Here is a 15,986-nt window from a genome sequence, read left to right on the forward strand (position 1 = left end):
ATGAATGCTATGTTATTCTTATATTCATAAATACCTTACATAATAATCAACCAGATAAGGGGATAGGGGCCTTAGATTATTTCTTAATAAAGTATTGGTGCAACCATCTTTATGCAATAATTTTGGTATATTTGATACAAATTTAAAATAATATAAACGAATGAATTTATTCGCGGAAAAGAGAAGGGAAGTAATGTTACATATAGAAGGCTATATGCTTGATATGATGGAAACATACCTGAAACCGATTGATACAAATTGGCAGCCATCTGATTTTTTGCCCGATTCTACTAGTGAAACTTTCTACCAGGATATAAAATTATTACGTGAGAATGCTAAGGATCTTTCTTATGATCTTGTAGCTGTTTTAATAGGTGATACAATTACGGAAGAAGCATTACCGACATACGAGTCGTGGCTTTGTATGGTGGACGGGATTACTAGAAATGAACAAGGTGGATGGATGAAATGGGTACGTCACTGGACTGCGGAGGAAAACAGGCATGGTGACCTATTAAATAAATATCTTTACTTGTCAGGTCGCGTTGATATGCGCCAGATGGAAATATCAACTCAATACCTAATTGCAGATGGGTTTGATATAGGAACCGGCCATGATCCATATAGAAATTTTATATATACTAGTTTTCAGGAGTTAGCTACAAATATTTCTCACAGGAGAGTAGCTTCTTTAGCTAAAAAGGATGGTGACACATTACTTTCTAAAATGTGTGGAGTAATTGCATCTGATGAAGCACGTCATGCAAAGGCATATAAAGATTTTATGTCGAAAATATTTGAAGTTGATCCAAATGAGGCTATGGTCGCTTTTGAAGATATGATGAGAAAGAAGATCGTAATGCCTGCTCACTTTTTACGCGAAATGGGTATGAAAATTGGACAAACATTCGGACATTTTACTGATGCTGCTCAACGTTTAGGAGTGTATACTGCGATTGATTATGTGGAAATCATGCAACAGTTAATTGAAGAGTGGAAGTTAGAAAGTATGCGTGATTTAAATGAAGCCGGAGAAAAAGCACGTGATTATATCATGGCTTTACCAAACAGGCTGTTGCGCGTTGCTGAGAGAATGAACAATCCAACAATGGACTATAAATTTAGCTGGATTCATGCTTAACTAAAAGCTGTATCTTTTAATACTAAAAAAGGCCTGAGTTTAAGAATTCAGGCCTTTTTTAGTATTAATTGTTTTACATATTTCGTCTATATTGGCCCCCAACCTCATAAAGTGCATTAGAGATTTGACCTAAAGAACATATCTTACATACTTCCATAAGTTCATTAAATATATTCTCTCCGGCAATAGCAGTTTTTTGAAGTTTTTTTAGTGCTGCTGCCGACAAGTCTGAATTTCTATCTTGAAAGGTCTTAAGTGCTGTAATTTGATATTGTTTTTCTTCTTCTGTTGCTCTAATTACCTCTCCGGGTATTATTGTAGGTGAGCCATTTTTATTTAGAAAGGTATTTACCCCTACAATAGGATATTCACCAGTATGTTTCAACGTCTCGTAGTATAAGCTTTCTTCCTGTATTTTACCACGCTGATACATGGTTTCCATTGCTCCTAATACCCCTCCTCTGTCATTAATACGTTTAAACTCTAACAATACTGCCTCCTCAACCAGATCAGTTAAATCTTCAATGATAAAGGCTCCTTGCAGTGGGTTTTCATTTTTAGCTAAGCCTAGTTCTCTGTTAATGATCAACTGAATAGCCATCGCCCTGCGCACAGATTCTTCGGTTGGAGTCGTTATAGCCTCGTCATAAGCATTTGTGTGAAGAGAATTACAGTTATCATAGATTGCATATAAAGCCTGTAAGGTTGTGCGTATATCATTAAAATCAATTTCCTGAGCATGCAATGAACGGCCTGAGGTCTGGATATGATATTTCAGTTTTTGGGACCTATCATTTCCTTTGTATTTGTTTTTAATTGCTTTAGCCCATATACGCCTTGCTACACGGCCAATCACCGAATATTCAGGATCGATGCCGTTAGAGAAGAAGAAAGATAGATTAGGCGCAAAATCATCAATGTTCATTCCTCTGCTCAGATAATATTCAACAAAAGTAAAACCATTACTCAATGTAAAGGCAAGTTGAGATATTGGATTTGCACCTGCTTCAGCAATATGATATCCGGAGATTGATACTGAATAGAAGTTGCGTACTTTTTCGGTAATAAAATAGTTTTGAATGTCACCCATCATCCTTAGGGCAAATTCAGTAGAGAAAATACAGGTGTTTTGTGCCTGATCTTCCTTAAGAATATCTGCCTGGACAGTGCCGCGCACGGTACTTATGGCATGTGCTTTAATTTTAACGTATACATCTGCTGGTAATACCTTATCGCCGGTTACGCCAAGAAGCATTAATCCCAGACCATCGTTCCCCTCAGGTAAAGAGCCATTATATGTTGGTCTTTGCTGTCCCTTTTCCTTATATATCGAAAGAATTTTGTTCTCTACTTCTTTTTGTAGTCCATTTTCAATTATGTATTTCTCGCATTGCTGATCTATTGCTGCATTCATGAAAAATCCTAATAACATAGGTGCGGGCCCATTTATTGTCATGGACACTGAGGTTGATGAAGCACAAAGATCAAAACCGGAGTATAATTTTTTAGCATCATCGAGAGTTGCTATACTTACACCAGAGTTGCCTATTTTGCCATAAATGTCGGGGCGTACATGTGGATCTTCTCCGTAAAGAGTTACAGAATCAAAGGCCGTGGATAAGCGGTGTGCAGGCTGACCTAAGGATACATAATGAAATCTTTTATTGGTTCTTTCTGGTCCACCTTCTCCTGCAAACATGCGGGTTGGGTCTTCTCCTTCGCGTTTTAAGGGAAAAACACCGGCGGCATACGGGAATTCACCAGGGACATTCTCTGTCAATAACCACTGAAGAATGTCGCCCCAATCCTTATATCGAGGGAGCGATACCTTTGGGATTTGCAATTTAGAGAGTGATTCGTAAAAGAGTGGTTGTTTGATCTCTTTATCTCTTACCTTATATACAAAGAACTTTTGCTGGTATTTGGTTTTAGTCTCGGGCCATTGGCGCAGTAATTTCCTACATTCTCCATCCAGTTGTTCCTCTTGATGTTGATAAATCTCTTTTAAGGTGTTTGTTAGGTTTTCCTCAGTTGAAAGATCAATAACACCTTGTAATTGATACATTTTTCTAGCAATTGCAGCTTGTTTATCTACCCATTCATTGTATGTCTGGCTAGATTCAGCGATCTCTGCGAGATATCGTATTCTGTCTGGGGGAATTATATAAATCTTTTCGGATTCTCCTCCTATAAGCTCCATTTGGGCTTTAAAATCGATTCCTGTCTTTTCCTTTATCTTTTGCATTAAGGCAGTAAAGAGATTGTTCATGCCCGGATCGTTAAATTGAGAAGCCATTGTACCATAAACAGGAAGACTGTCGTCATCTGCAGTGAACAGATTGTGATTGCGTTTAAATTGTTTTCGGACATCACGTAAAGCATCCAGGGCACCACGCTTATCGAACTTATTGATGGCAACAAGGTCAGCAAAATCGAGCATATCAATCTTTTCCAACTGGGTAGCTGCACCGAACTCGGGAGTCATTACATATAAAGAGATGTCGCAATGCTCCGTTATTTCAGTATCTGATTGCCCAATACCGGAAGTCTCAACTATAATTAGATCATAACCTGCAGCTTTGCAGATATCAATGCTCTCCTGAACGTTTTTTGAAAGTGCTAAATTGGCTTGCCTTGTAGCCAATGAGCGCATATATATTCGGGAATTATTTATTGCATTCATCCTGATCCTATCTCCAAGTAAGGCGCCTCCAGTTTTGCGCTTTGATGGATCAACTGAGATAATTGCAAGTGTTTTATCTTTTACCTCTGTTAGGAATCTTCTTACCAACTCGTCAACTAAGGATGACTTACCAGATCCACCAGTTCCTGTAATACCAAGTACCGGAGCATTGTTGTTGATAGTCAGTTTTTTTAACTCGTTTACGAAAGATTGAGCAGCATCTGGATCATTTTCTGCAACTGTGATTGCTGCAGCAATACTTTTGATATCTTTTTTTGGGATGTTTTTTAATTCCCCATTTAAAGATTTTGTAGTGATGAAATCAGTTTGTTCAAGCATATTATTAATCATGCCTTGCAACCCCATTTTACGGCCATCATCAGGGGAATAGATTCTTGTAATACCGTAAGCCTGTAATTCCGCAATTTCCGAAGGCAGGATCACACCACCACCACCACCAAATATTTTGATATGGGGTGCCCCACGTTCCTGAAGCAAATCATACATATATTTAAAATATTCGATATGACCACCTTGATAGGAAGTCATCGCAATCCCTTGAACATCTTCCTGTATAGCGCAGTTTACAACTTCTTCAACCGAGCGATTATGGCCTAAATGTATTACTTCTGCCCCCGAGGATTGAAGAATCCTTCTCATGATATTGATTGTAGCATCATGTCCGTCAAATAATGCCGCGGCAGTTACAAAACGGATTTTATGTTTGGGCTTATAGATTTCAATTTGTTCCATAGCTGGTTTAATAATTGGTAATCAAAGGTAACAAAAAGGCCACTCAAAAATATTCTTGAGTGGCCTTCTTGTACCTATAAAGATTTTATTGATGTGTTAGTTCTGTTATAGGTTCGCCTATACAGCCACTAGGCATCTGAATATGGAGCATTGCAGCCAGGGTAGCTGCAATATCTGTCATGTAATGAGTTTTATTTGTTTTTCCTGGTTTTACATTCCATCCCATAAATACACACGGAATGTGCGAGTCATATGGGAACCATGCACCATGAGTTGTTCCTGTTTTTCCGCCTTCGAAATAGTTTGATTTCAATATATAATAAACATCGCCACTTCTACGTGCATTATATCCATTAGTAATGGCTTTCTTTATTGGTTCAGGTAGGGTAGAACTAGCTAATTTAGTGAGATCTACTGCATCCATAACTCCATCTTGCTCCTTTATTGTTGCAATTGTTAATGCTTTTATTGCATCAAAGTCGGCATTGGCGTCCTTAATTGCCTGATGGTTGAAGTAAAACTGGCTGTTAGTAGAAGTGATGATTGCCTTTTTTACTTTAAATTTTTCTTCAATTGTAGTATTTAAACTCTTTATAACCGGAGAGTCATTGAATAGCCCCCCAGGTAGTTTATTCTCAGTCATAAAACCTGGAACATGCGCTGCCCCATGATCAGCAGATAAAAACACTAGATAATTTCCTTTGCCAATTTTAGTATCCAGATAATTAAAGAACTGTTCCAAATCTTTATCTAACCTTAGGTACGTGTCCTCTGCTTCTATTGAATTTGGCCCATATTGATGTCCAACATAGTCTGTTGCAGAACAGCTGACAGCAAGGAAATCAGTGGAACTTCCCTCACCAAGGTGCTCTGAATTTATAGCAAGTTTGGCCAACTCTAAAGTCATTGTATTTCCATAAGGAGAACTTTTTATCATTTCATAATTCTTTCCTGCATACAATTTGAAAGGATGAGGGAAGGTAGGGGTTTGTTCTCCTCTAGATTTTCCTTCATACTCTTTGTTGTCGCTAGTGCTTTGATCATAAGTTTCAATTGGATATAATGTATTCCAGTTCTTCTCAAAATACTTGTCTGCCATTTTCAACTTGTTATAATCTACTACCCATGATGGTAATTGAGTCATGTAGTGTGTACTGGTAATCCAATCGCCAGTTCCCCCATCAAACCAATAGGCCGCATTTGCAGAATGACCTGCTGGTAAAATTGATCCTCTGTCTTTTAGTGATATGCCAATTACTTTACTTTTAAAGTTTGTAGCTAAACGAAGTTCATCAGTAATGGTTGTGGTAAGTAAGTTTTTAGGAGACATTAAGCCAGCTCTGGTATCACTACCTACCGTTTTAACTGTGGTATCTTCGGCACAATAAACTCCTCGTTTTAATTGTGGATCGTACCAATCGTTTCCAATGATCCCGTTAATAGCTGGAACTGATCCGGTATAGATACTCGAGTGTCCGCATGCTGTATAGGTAGGAGTGTATGGAATAAAAGTATTCTCAGCAGAGAACCCTTCATTTACCATTCGCTTAAATCCACCATTTGAATATCTGCTATAGTAACGATACAGATAGTCCCATCTCATTTGATCAACAACTAAGCCTACAACTAATTTTGGTCTGTTTAATGTATTAGAAGATGTGTTTTTTGCTAGTGCTGTTTTTTTTTGTGCTATTGATCCCGTCGAGAACAGGGCTAAAATGGTAAATAAAAGGATAATTCTTTTCATCATTATTTGTTGAATTTTTAGAGTTTATAAGGCAAGAGAACAGTTTTATTAGGATTTTATAAAGTTAATTACTTGGCCATAGGTATCGTTTAATATAGTGTAAAAGTTTTATGGTATTTCGGCCACTACGAAAGTACTTCCACCTATATAAATAAGGTCATCGGCATTTGCATTTTTCTTAGCTGCATTTATTGCAAGTTCGACAGTTGGAAATACGAATCCTTTTAGCCCATGGTTTTCTGCTTCACTTGCAAGTTCCTGAGCAGGCAGTGCCCTTTCTAGTTGTGGTTGGCAAAAATAATACGTGGCTTTTGCAGGAAGAAGATTTAATACACCACTTATGTCTTTATCCTTCACCATCCCAATTACAACATGAAGTTTATTATGTGGTGTATCGTTGATGTTTTGCATCACTTCTGTTATACCTGCAATATTATGCCCGGTATCACAAACTATTAAAGGGTTTTTACTTAATATTTGCCAGCGCCCCATTAAACCGGTCAAACCTTTTACCTCTTTTAATGCAGCATAAAGTGCATCATTATCAATCTTAAAATCTAATGCCCTTAAAGTCTCGACTGCCTGAATAACAGTTAAAATATTCTTTAATTGGTACGTTCCAGTAAGATCAAGCAAGAGATTTTCAATCAATACATTTCCATTCTGCGAGATGGAAACTTTTAAATACTCATCTTCTTTAACTGACTTGCTAATTTGCAATTGCTTGTCGGCAAAAAGAATCAGGCTTTGTGTCTCCTTTGCTTTTTGAATAAAAACCTGATCTGTTTCTGGATGGCTTTCCCCAATTACGACAGGAATACCTGGTTTTATAATTCCAGCTTTTTCTCCTGCAATTTCCCTTAATGTATTGCCGAGGATGTTGGTGTGATCAAGACTAATATTGGTGATAACAGACAATTCTGGAGTTATAATGTTTGTTGAGTCTAATCGTCCACCCAAACCTACTTCAATTATAGCAATATCCACATTCTGTTCAGAAAAATATGAAAATGCCATGGCTACGGTAACTTCAAAAAAAGAAGGACTAAGTTCCTCAATTATTTCTTGTTGTTGATCAACAAAATCTATGACGAAATCTTTAGAAACCATTTCGCCGTTAATTCTGATGCGTTCCCTGAAATCCTTTAAATGAGGAGAGGTATACAATCCGGTTTTATAACCCGCTTGTTGAAAAATGGCGGCTAACATATGGGAGGTTGAACCTTTCCCATTTGTGCCGCCAATATGTATCGTCTTAAAATTATTTTGCGGATTATCCAGCCTTTCGCACATAGCGATGGTATTGTGCAAATCTTTTTTAAAGGCAACAGCACCCACCCTGGTAAACATTGGTAGTTTGCGGTATAAATAATCTATGGTTTGTTCGTAATTCATTTCTGATGCTTAATAACATCACAAAAGTATCAAAGCTACCTGATTATTTAACTTTAAAGTTGAAAACAACTACACCAATTTGAATATCTGGGGCGGTTTCTGATGGCGCTAAGCGAGCACCCATTAAAGCTTCCTTGCATTTTTGCCATAATTCCCTATCATTTAGGGTAGTTCCTTTAACTCCGGGAGTAGCATCTATAACAAGACCGGCTTTGTTTATTTTTATGCGTACAGCGATTTTACCAGTTTTCTGACCATCGTCCTTTGGAGTAACCAGGTTTGTGAATTTCCTTAATGCAATGGGAGTTTCCCCAAAACCAGATCCCCCTTCGCCATAATTATTAGCTAGCGGATCTCCATTTTTACTCCCTTGATTTCCTGGTGTATCACCTGTTCCATCACCTGCACCAGCTCCCTTACTGGATTTTCCTTTGTAGAGGGCATTTTGATTCACAACTGGTTTTGACGGTTTTGTCTCTGTATTAGTAGCAGTAGGAGTTGCTTCTTTTTTAGTTGCTTTACTCTTTACAACTACGGCATCTTCAGAGTTTTGCGTAACGATCTCTTTTTCGCTTGTTTGTGGAGTAGGAGTCTCTTTAGTTACTTCTTCTGGTGTAACTTTATCTGGTTTACGGTTATTTGCATTCGGATCGGCAGATGGCTCTTCTATACTGGTGTAATCTGATCCCATACCTGTAGGAGAAGTTCCATAGTTAACAACCATACCCCCCATACCTGCTTCTTCAGGCTCAAAGCTTCCTATAACGATAAAGAAGCTTAAAGCAAGCAATGCAGCCATGATACCGGTAGATATTGCCAGTGCCTTGGGATAATTGTTTTCTTCTTTAGGATAAGTCATTATTTCTTAGGTTCTACAGCGAGTACAACTTTGAGTTTCAATTTGTTACCTACATCGTAGATAGACATCACGTTTTCAATGGAAACCTTTCTTTCAGCGTAAACGACTATAGTTAAATCTGGTGATGCCTTTTGCATGGTTTCAACTACAGCCAGAATATTTTCAGGCTTAGTAGGTTGCTTATCTACAAAATAATTTAAATTATCATCTATGGATATAGTAACGGTTTTTTGGGAATTAGATTGTTGTCCTGCTTCTGAACGAGGTAGTAATAACTTCACTACCTGTGGATTAACTACAGCTGATGCCAATAGAAAAAACAAAAGCAGGAAGAACATGATGTCGTTCAAAGCAGAGGTATGTACTTCTACAGTTCCTTTATTTCTTTTGCGTAAATTCATTATTTTCCTGGCTCCTCTAATAGATCAATAAATTCGATAGCATCAGTTTCCATTCTTAAAATTATACGCTCAACCATCATATTTAAAATATGATATAGCACATAAGCAATAATACCTATGATCAGTCCTGTTGCTGAGGTAATCATTTTTGTATAAAGACCACCAGAAATTGTACCAATTTCAATAGCACCCTTAATGGAAACGTCATGGAAAATAGTAATTACCCCAATAATTGTTCCTACGAAACCAAGCATGGGAGCAATACCTGCAATAATTCCTAATATGCCTATGTTTTTCTCTAATTTCGATACTTCTAATTTTCCGTTGTTTTCAATGGCAGCTTCAATATCTTTAATAGGGCGACCAATACGTTTTAATCCTTTCTCAAGCATTCTTGCCAATGGAGAGTTATTATTGCGACATAAAGTTATTGCATTTTCTAATCTTCCATCATGAATGTATTGCTTAATCTGAAGCATTAGATTTGATTCAGTTTTAGAAGCTTTTCTTATTGTCAGGTATCTTTCAACAAAGATCACTAATCCCAAAAATGCCAAAAAAGCTAAAGGGAGCATTACCCATCCGCCTTTAAATAAAAGGTCTATGAAATGAAGCTCTGGTGGGGCAGTTGTAATTGCTTGGTTTAAGTTATTAGCGGTATCAATAAGCTTGTTAGCGGTATCAGTTGCACCTTGTAATAAAACGATCATATTTATTGTGGTTTGTGTGTGTGTTTATTTTGATGTATATAAATTCCTGGATCTTTTAATTTTGTAACTAGTAGTTTGCGTCCTTCCCTTGCACTTTCCTCATCTTTAAATGTTGCAATGCTAATTTTCAATCTCCTTTTACCAGGAAGGGTTGGGATAACTTTTGCAGTTATGCCTATTGCTTTCATTTGGGCGATAAATTTATCTGCTTCCTTTTGATTAATTACTGAAGCACCAATAACTTCCCATGTAACAGGACCTTCAGGGCCACTAACTGTAGCTCCGGAAACAGCTGGCGTTGGAGCAGGACTAACAGCCAAACTATCCTTTTTTATTGAATCTGCAGTTTGTATTGCTCTCTCGTTAGCTATTCTGATACTATCTGCCTGGGCAATTGAATCAGTTTTGATTTTATCATTATTTTTGATCAGTTCAGAATTATCGTGAAGACCATTGTCGGATTTATTTAAAGCACCATTAAAAAGTTCGGGCTTAATAAAATACGCGGCCAATCCTATTGCTACTATTATTGCAAAGGCAATAATAATTTTTAGGTAGAACGGAAGTCCATGATTTTCTTCTTCAATCTCTATTGGTTCAGCAATCTGTGGCTCTAGTGGACTTGGTGTGTTAAAGAATGGAGTATTGGTAACTTTTGGAGCAATAGGCTCTTCAACAACATTTGAGTCATCATCTAAACCCTCTGGGGTTTCAATCGAAATTGAAGAGGTAGGTTTTTGGGCTATTTTAACTTCTGATATCTCGTCATAAACAGGTTGGTCATCCCGTGCAGGTTTTTCTTCATGATGATGAACAATAACTTCTATCTCATCTGACCCATCACTCAAATCGGCATTATTATCTTCAAGATTCAATTGCTCTTCTGTAATGATAGGCTCTTGTTCAAAAGATAGTGGTTGTTCAATAGCTTGTTCATCAGCTATTTCAGGTTCCGCAATGTTTTCATTAATAATGGCAGTTGCGTCTTCTTTTAAAGGAGGTAAACCATAAAAGTCAAAGCCAAAGTTTAGTTGATCTTTGGGGTTGAAAATTAAGTTTCCAGGTGTGCCAGATAGTATACCTATTTCTCCAAAATCAGCGTATTGCTTCTCGGAAAGCTGCTTTATTGTCTCATCAGTAAACTGGTCAATATAATAAGTAGCCGCCTCGGTTGATACGTTCCTTTTTTTACTGATGTAGGCGATAAGAGATTGAGATTCTCTATTCTCTTCTGCAAATGCCAAAGTATAACTTGGCGGCAGAAAAGAGTGTGTTTCAACATCGTACCTTCCTGGCGATTTCTTTTTATAAAAAGTACCCAGTCCAGAAATTCCAACTTCTTTACGAGTTTTTATAAGTTCAGTAAGGTATGATAAGATATCCATTCTGGTAAAAATAAATTTTAATTCCGTATCAACCAATTATTAATTAAAAACCTATTAGAATGAGTAGCTTATACCTCCGAAAACATTGAGCCCAATTACCTCATAATGCAGGTATCTGCTATACGATGAGTTTAACAAATTGTTGGCTCTCGCGAATGCAGAAAACTTATTATTTATTTTATATGATACTCCGGCTCCTAGATCGACAAATCCCTTAACAGTAACTACTGTTTCATTTGCAGGATCAGGTGTATAATAAGGATTAGCAGGAGCTGCAGTATAAATTTTTGCTTTGCTATCATCCTGAAGCGCTACAGAAGCATTAAGGGTTACTTTTTTGTTGATCACATATGATAGATCAGAACTTAAACGCATTTGAGGTTTAAACCAGCTTTGTGTTTCTGCGGCTGGTTTATAATCTTCAAAATTTAATTTACCTGTCCATTTTAAGGCATCACTTACCTGTACAGAGAGTTCCCCTTCTATTCCAATAAGTTTCATAGTTCCGAAATCGTAGATCACATCAAATTTATTGAAATTTGAAAAGTTGTTTACGAACAATGGCATGTCTTCAATGCTCTTGTGGTATACTCTTGCTTTGTATCCAAAACCAGGACCGCCTGTGCCTTTAATACCGCCACTGATACTTAGTTTTTCGATAGAATTTCTGATGGTAATATTGTTGTTCAAGAATGGATTCTCATCACTAAATTGTTTTAAAGAACTACGGTTTACATCACCTTTTACTTCTCCAAATATTTGCAGGTAATCAGGTATTAATGTAAAATCAGCTGTAACAGCCGGGAAAATCCTACTTGATGAGAATGCGCCAAATTCCTGTACAAAATTAATTCCAGCGGTTATTTTTACACCGCTGGCCTGTAATCTGATATAAGGATTTAACTTTAAAAGATTGTTGCCAACACTTACTAGCTCATCTTTAGTGCTTCCGAATTCAGTTGATGCAGCAAGACCTAAGTTAAACTTACTGATTCTCTTATTTACATATCCATTTAAAACAACTGAGTTTTCTTTGGCATTAAATTTATCACTCCAGATATATCCGTTAAGTTTCAATGCATAACTAAGGGCGTCGGGATCTTCTGTGTATTTATTTACAAGTTCCCCTTCTGCTTCAAAGAAATTAAGTGTTTGTTTTTCAGGATCGGGATTTAATGTCGGATTGTTCTTATCAATGCCATAGAAATATAATCCGTTTCTTTGAAAATTAACACGACCACTTAAGGTAACAACATCGCCAATGCTACGGCCAAAAACACTAAGTTTTTGCTGACTAGACTGTTGTTTATTTAGCTTGCCTGACTGACTAAAATGTTGAAAATATCCACCAGCTTGCATAGCCTCATCACGGCCCAGGTTTATATAGGCCTCGCCAAAAATAGTTTTCGCAGATCCGAAACCACCTTTAATATAGTTGTTTATTAGCTCTTCTTGTTTTTCGGCAACTACTTCCTGGGCTTGTAATTTATTAATGTCGGAATTTAGTTCTAATTTTCTATCTGTAAGGCTATAGTTAAATTTAGCCTTATATGTTTTTATATCATTCAGATCAGGGCTTCTTCTCAGTTTTACTGCCTCTGCTAAAATAGGTTTGTAAGGTCTTACAACTTCAATTTCTTCGGTAACAGCCTTCTCATCCGTCTTCTTTTCTGTAGTCTTTGTATCCTGAGCTTTCAACCCTAGGGATGTAGCTGTGATAAAGAAAAGGGTACTATATATTAATTTAGTTAATCTCATGTCGCTTAATCTTATTTAATTTTTTCTAATTTCTCTTTAGCAGTTGGAACGATATCATCCTTGCCTTCATAATTGTCGATAATACTTAAGAGCGTACTTTTAGCTTGTAACTTATCTTTTAGAGCTACATAATTATCTGCCAATAAAAGGAACGATTTGGCAACCCAATAGTCATAAGAGGCCATATTGTTAATCAGATCAAAACATGTTTTAGTTGAGGTTTTATAATCACCTTTGGCATATTGTACTGCAGCAATATTGTATTTAGCTTCGGCTGCTGCCAGGGTTTTAGTTTTACTTACTACATTATTGAAGGCTTTTACTGCACTTGTTGTATCGGCCTTTAATAAATAGGCCTTACCCGCATATAGATCAGCACTGTTCTTCTCTTCCTCAGAACCTTTTTCAGACTCTTTAATCAACTGAACATACTTGATCATATCATCAGGCATCTTTAATGCGTCGTAGGCTTTCAGGAGGTTATTTATAGCGTAACTATGGTGAACTTTGTAATCGGCAGTAGTTTCTAGTCTTTTTAGGTAAACAATTGCTTCGTTATATTTCTTCTGATCTAAAAACAATTGAGAAATACTTACCAGTGAACGTTCAGTATAATCACTTGTCCAGTCATTAAGAATGTACTCATAATCTGCAACAGCTTCCAGAGGGCGACCAAGCTTAACCAATGACTCAGCTCTAACAAACTTAGCTTCTTTGTCATGTATTGCTTTCGGATACTTATCAAAATAAGCATTTACAGCTTCAAAAGCACCTTTGAAGTCGCCTTTTAAATAAAGGTTATTTGCTCCCTGGAAAACTATATTATCTTGTTCTGCTTCGGAGAAATTACCTAGGGGAGTTGAATTAGCATAGGTGATGAAACCTTGTGAATCACCACGGTCAACATAGATATTTTTAATAGATTCTAATGCCTGTTTTGCTTCTTCGCTACTGGCGTAATCTCTGATTACTTTTTTGAATGACTCTAATGCCTGATCGTCTTTATCCTGATTATATTGAACAAGGCCAATGGTAACCAAGGCTCTTGGAACATAACTGCTATTAGGATATAAACTAACTAAACTAATAAGATCTGTACTAGATTTATCGAAATTGCCAATATTGAAATAAGTATAGGCAGTTTCGAAACCAGCATCATCAGCATAATTAGAATTAGGGAACTGTTTAAGAAGATCCTGCATGGTTCCAATTTTAGCCTCATTTTGATTTTCCAATCCCTGGATCATACCACGTTGAAAAAGTGCATAATCTTCGCCCGTAGATCTGGCATTGATGATCTTGTTATAGTTTACAAGTGCATTGCCGTAACTTTTATTTACAAAATAAGAGTCAGCTAACCTTATGATGGCATCGTTAACTGTTTTTTGATCCTTATCGTTACCCGCTAAGAAGCGTTCAAAGTATGTAGCTGCTTTTCCGTAGCTTTCGTTTTCAAATGCAGCGTAGGCAAGGGCATAATTTGCAAAATTATAAACCCCGGTTTTATCAGCATCAGGCATTCCAAGGAATGTTTCGAAATGTTTAACAGCTTCACCAAATTTTCTTAATTCGTAAGAAGCCTCGGCTTTCCAATACGTACTTAATGCGTGAATTTCTTTATCCTCGGGGAACTTCTCAGAACGTAAGAACATTGATAAAGCGTTAGGGAATGCTCGTTCGTTATAAAACTCCAGTCCTCTAAAGTAAGTCACTTTTTGATAAGCTTCTCTGGCCTCTGGCGATTTGCTTTGAATCGGTTCAAGAATATCTATTGCAGCCTGATAGTTTTTACTGGTCAATAGAATTTCTCCAAGTAAGGTTTTTGCTTCGTTAATTTTGCGAGAAGTTGGAAACTGTTTTAAAAAGTTCTGGGTCGCTTCAAGAGCTTGCTGATTAAAGTCTAGTTCATAACTTAACCTTGCATAATTGATCCATGATTCTTCTTGTATAACTTTATCAAAATCAAGTCTTGATGCCCTGAAGAAGGCACTTCTTGCTTTCTCTTTGTCTTTAAGAATAATGAAAGAGCGACCTAAAGTGTACATCCCGCTTTGAAGGTATACATCATCCGTATCAAGCTTTTCCAAAATTGAAACTGATTCAGGATATCTTTTCAATTGAAATAACGAGTATCCGTATTGATAAATGAAAAGGTTATTTTTAACATTTGATTTATCTTTAGCGTAGAACTCTTTGAAATACTTCTCTGCATTTACAAAATCAGATTTTGCAAAATATGAAGCAGCAATAAGACTTAACATCTCTGCCTCATATTGTTGTTTTGAAGATTTAAGAATGGGCAGGGCGTATTCTAATACATCATCATATCTTTCATCAAGATAATACATTGAAGTAATGTAATAAGGGTAACTAGCTTCGTATGTTGGAGATCCTTTAAGTTTCTCAAAGTTGCTTAATGCAGTTTTATATTCTTTGTTCAGGTAATTGATGTACGCAAAATAATAGGTAGCACTTTCCTGGAAAGGAGATTTTTCTTTTTTAACAGTTTCAAATAAAGGCTCGGCCTTTTCAATGTCGTTCTGTAAAAAATAAGCGTATCCTTGCTTAAACTGATATTCTAAACGTTGTTTAGCAGAAAGAGTAGAAGGATCTGTTTTTTCAAACCACTCTAATGCTTTCTTGTAGTTTTTCTGATCAAAATATGATTTTCCTACATGAAAATAGGCAAGTTTTGTATTGGGATTAAGTGGATAATCTTTTATGAAATTTTGAAATAAACTCTCTGCATCATTATTGCCCAATTCTAATGCGCAAACAGCAGCATAGAATTTAGCATTTTCTTTTAATAAGGAAAGTTCCGAGTTGCTTTCCTGTTGTGTTCCTGGTTTTTGTCTAAGCTGTTCAACCAGTTTAAATTGCTGGGCAGCAGCAACGTATTTTTCATTGTCAAGCAGTTCGAGTCCTGTTTGATAATTTTTATTGAGGTTAACTAGTAGGCTCGACTGGGCATAACTTGCAGTATAGCCGCCTGCTAGTAACAGCGGAATAAAAAAGTATTTTTTTTGCATCTGATTTCAAATATGGTTGGTACTAATATAGATATAGTATTGTGTCTTGATAGCATAAGAAATTAACATGTGTTAATAACACAGGTTTAACGAACAGAAAAAGAAAATGGTATAAAAAAGCTGTT

10 protein-coding genes are annotated in these 15,986 nt (G+C 36.7%); 1 reads left to right on the forward strand and 9 read right to left on the reverse strand.

From position 1 onward, the window contains the following. Nucleotides 1-160 precede the first annotated feature (160 nt). The gene (locus tag HQN86_RS01510) at nt 161-1,141 is read left to right on the forward strand and encodes an acyl-ACP desaturase (protein WP_048907147.1); all 981 of its coding nucleotides are present in this window, start codon (nt 161-163) and stop codon (nt 1,139-1,141) included. 73 nt (nt 1,142-1,214) lie between these two features. Here the strand turns inward: HQN86_RS01510 and HQN86_RS01515 are convergent, their stop codons facing one another. The 9 genes from HQN86_RS01515 to HQN86_RS01555 all read right to left on the reverse strand — a co-directional run bounded on the left by HQN86_RS01515 (nt 1,215) and on the right by HQN86_RS01555 (nt 15,861). Further along, on the reverse strand, nt 1,215-4,577 hold the full coding sequence (locus HQN86_RS01515; protein WP_172659283.1) for a methylmalonyl-CoA mutase family protein: 3,363 nt from the start codon (nt 4,575-4,577) through the stop codon (nt 1,215-1,217). An 85-nt stretch (nt 4,578-4,662) separates the two neighbouring features. Continuing rightward, on the reverse strand, nt 4,663-6,324 hold the full coding sequence (gene pafA / locus HQN86_RS01520) for an alkaline phosphatase PafA (protein WP_172659314.1): 1,662 nt from the start codon (nt 6,322-6,324) through the stop codon (nt 4,663-4,665). Nucleotides 6,325-6,432: 108 nt separating this feature from the next. Further along, complete coding sequence (locus HQN86_RS01525; RefSeq protein ID WP_172659284.1) at nt 6,433-7,719, reverse strand: bifunctional folylpolyglutamate synthase/dihydrofolate synthase; 1,287 nt, start codon at nt 7,717-7,719, stop codon at nt 6,433-6,435. Nucleotides 7,720-7,762: 43 nt separating this feature from the next. After that, on the reverse strand, nt 7,763-8,578 hold the full coding sequence (locus tag HQN86_RS01530; protein ID WP_172659285.1) for an energy transducer TonB: 816 nt from the start codon (nt 8,576-8,578) through the stop codon (nt 7,763-7,765). Then, nucleotides 8,578-8,979: an ExbD/TolR family protein gene (locus tag HQN86_RS01535; protein WP_048907142.1), complete on the reverse strand. Its 402-nt coding sequence runs from the start codon at nt 8,977-8,979 to the stop codon at nt 8,578-8,580. Before HQN86_RS01535 ends, HQN86_RS01530 begins: the two co-directional genes overlap by 1 nt. Continuing rightward, nucleotides 8,979-9,689, reverse strand: coding sequence for a MotA/TolQ/ExbB proton channel family protein (locus tag HQN86_RS01540; protein ID WP_152542437.1), 711 nt, complete (start codon nt 9,687-9,689; stop codon nt 8,979-8,981). The genes HQN86_RS01535 and HQN86_RS01540 overlap by 1 nt, the downstream gene beginning before the upstream one ends. Nucleotides 9,690-9,691: 2 nt before the next feature. Beyond that, on the reverse strand, nt 9,692-11,074 hold the full coding sequence (locus HQN86_RS01545) for an HU domain-containing protein (RefSeq protein ID WP_172659286.1): 1,383 nt from the start codon (nt 11,072-11,074) through the stop codon (nt 9,692-9,694). A gap of 54 nt (nt 11,075-11,128) precedes the next feature. Then, complete coding sequence (locus tag HQN86_RS01550) at nt 11,129-12,832, reverse strand: TonB-dependent receptor (protein WP_172659287.1); 1,704 nt, start codon at nt 12,830-12,832, stop codon at nt 11,129-11,131. Between the two features lie 11 nt (nt 12,833-12,843). Further along, nucleotides 12,844-15,861 (reverse strand): tetratricopeptide repeat protein, encoded by a 3,018-nt coding sequence (locus tag HQN86_RS01555; protein ID WP_172659288.1) that lies wholly within the window; start codon nt 15,859-15,861, stop codon nt 12,844-12,846. Nucleotides 15,862-15,986 lie beyond the last annotated feature (125 nt).

It is taken from the genome of Pedobacter panaciterrae, assembly GCF_013204795.1.
GTDB classification, from domain to species: domain Bacteria; phylum Bacteroidota; class Bacteroidia; order Sphingobacteriales; family Sphingobacteriaceae; genus Pedobacter; species Pedobacter panaciterrae.

Bases quoted from the DNA above. Each gene is read 5' to 3' on its own strand.
- HQN86_RS01510 (WP_048907147.1), top strand. From the start codon at position 161: ATGAATTTATTCGCGGAAAAGAGAAGGGAAGTAATGTTACATATAGAA.
- HQN86_RS01515 (WP_172659283.1), bottom strand. From the start codon at position 4,577: ATGGAACAAATTGAAATCTATAAGCCCAAACATAAAATCCGTTTTGTA.
- pafA (WP_172659314.1), bottom strand. From the start codon at position 6,324: ATGAAAAGAATTATCCTTTTATTTACCATTTTAGCCCTGTTCTCGACG.
- HQN86_RS01525 (WP_172659284.1), bottom strand. From the start codon at position 7,719: ATGAATTACGAACAAACCATAGATTATTTATACCGCAAACTACCAATG.
- HQN86_RS01530 (WP_172659285.1), bottom strand. From the start codon at position 8,578: ATGACTTATCCTAAAGAAGAAAACAATTATCCCAAGGCACTGGCAATA.
- HQN86_RS01535 (WP_048907142.1), bottom strand. From the start codon at position 8,979: ATGAATTTACGCAAAAGAAATAAAGGAACTGTAGAAGTACATACCTCT.
- HQN86_RS01540 (WP_152542437.1), bottom strand. From the start codon at position 9,689: ATGATCGTTTTATTACAAGGTGCAACTGATACCGCTAACAAGCTTATT.
- HQN86_RS01545 (WP_172659286.1), bottom strand. From the start codon at position 11,074: ATGGATATCTTATCATACCTTACTGAACTTATAAAAACTCGTAAAGAA.
- HQN86_RS01550 (WP_172659287.1), bottom strand. From the start codon at position 12,832: ATGAGATTAACTAAATTAATATATAGTACCCTTTTCTTTATCACAGCT.
- HQN86_RS01555 (WP_172659288.1), bottom strand. From the start codon at position 15,861: ATGCAAAAAAAATACTTTTTTATTCCGCTGTTACTAGCAGGCGGCTAT.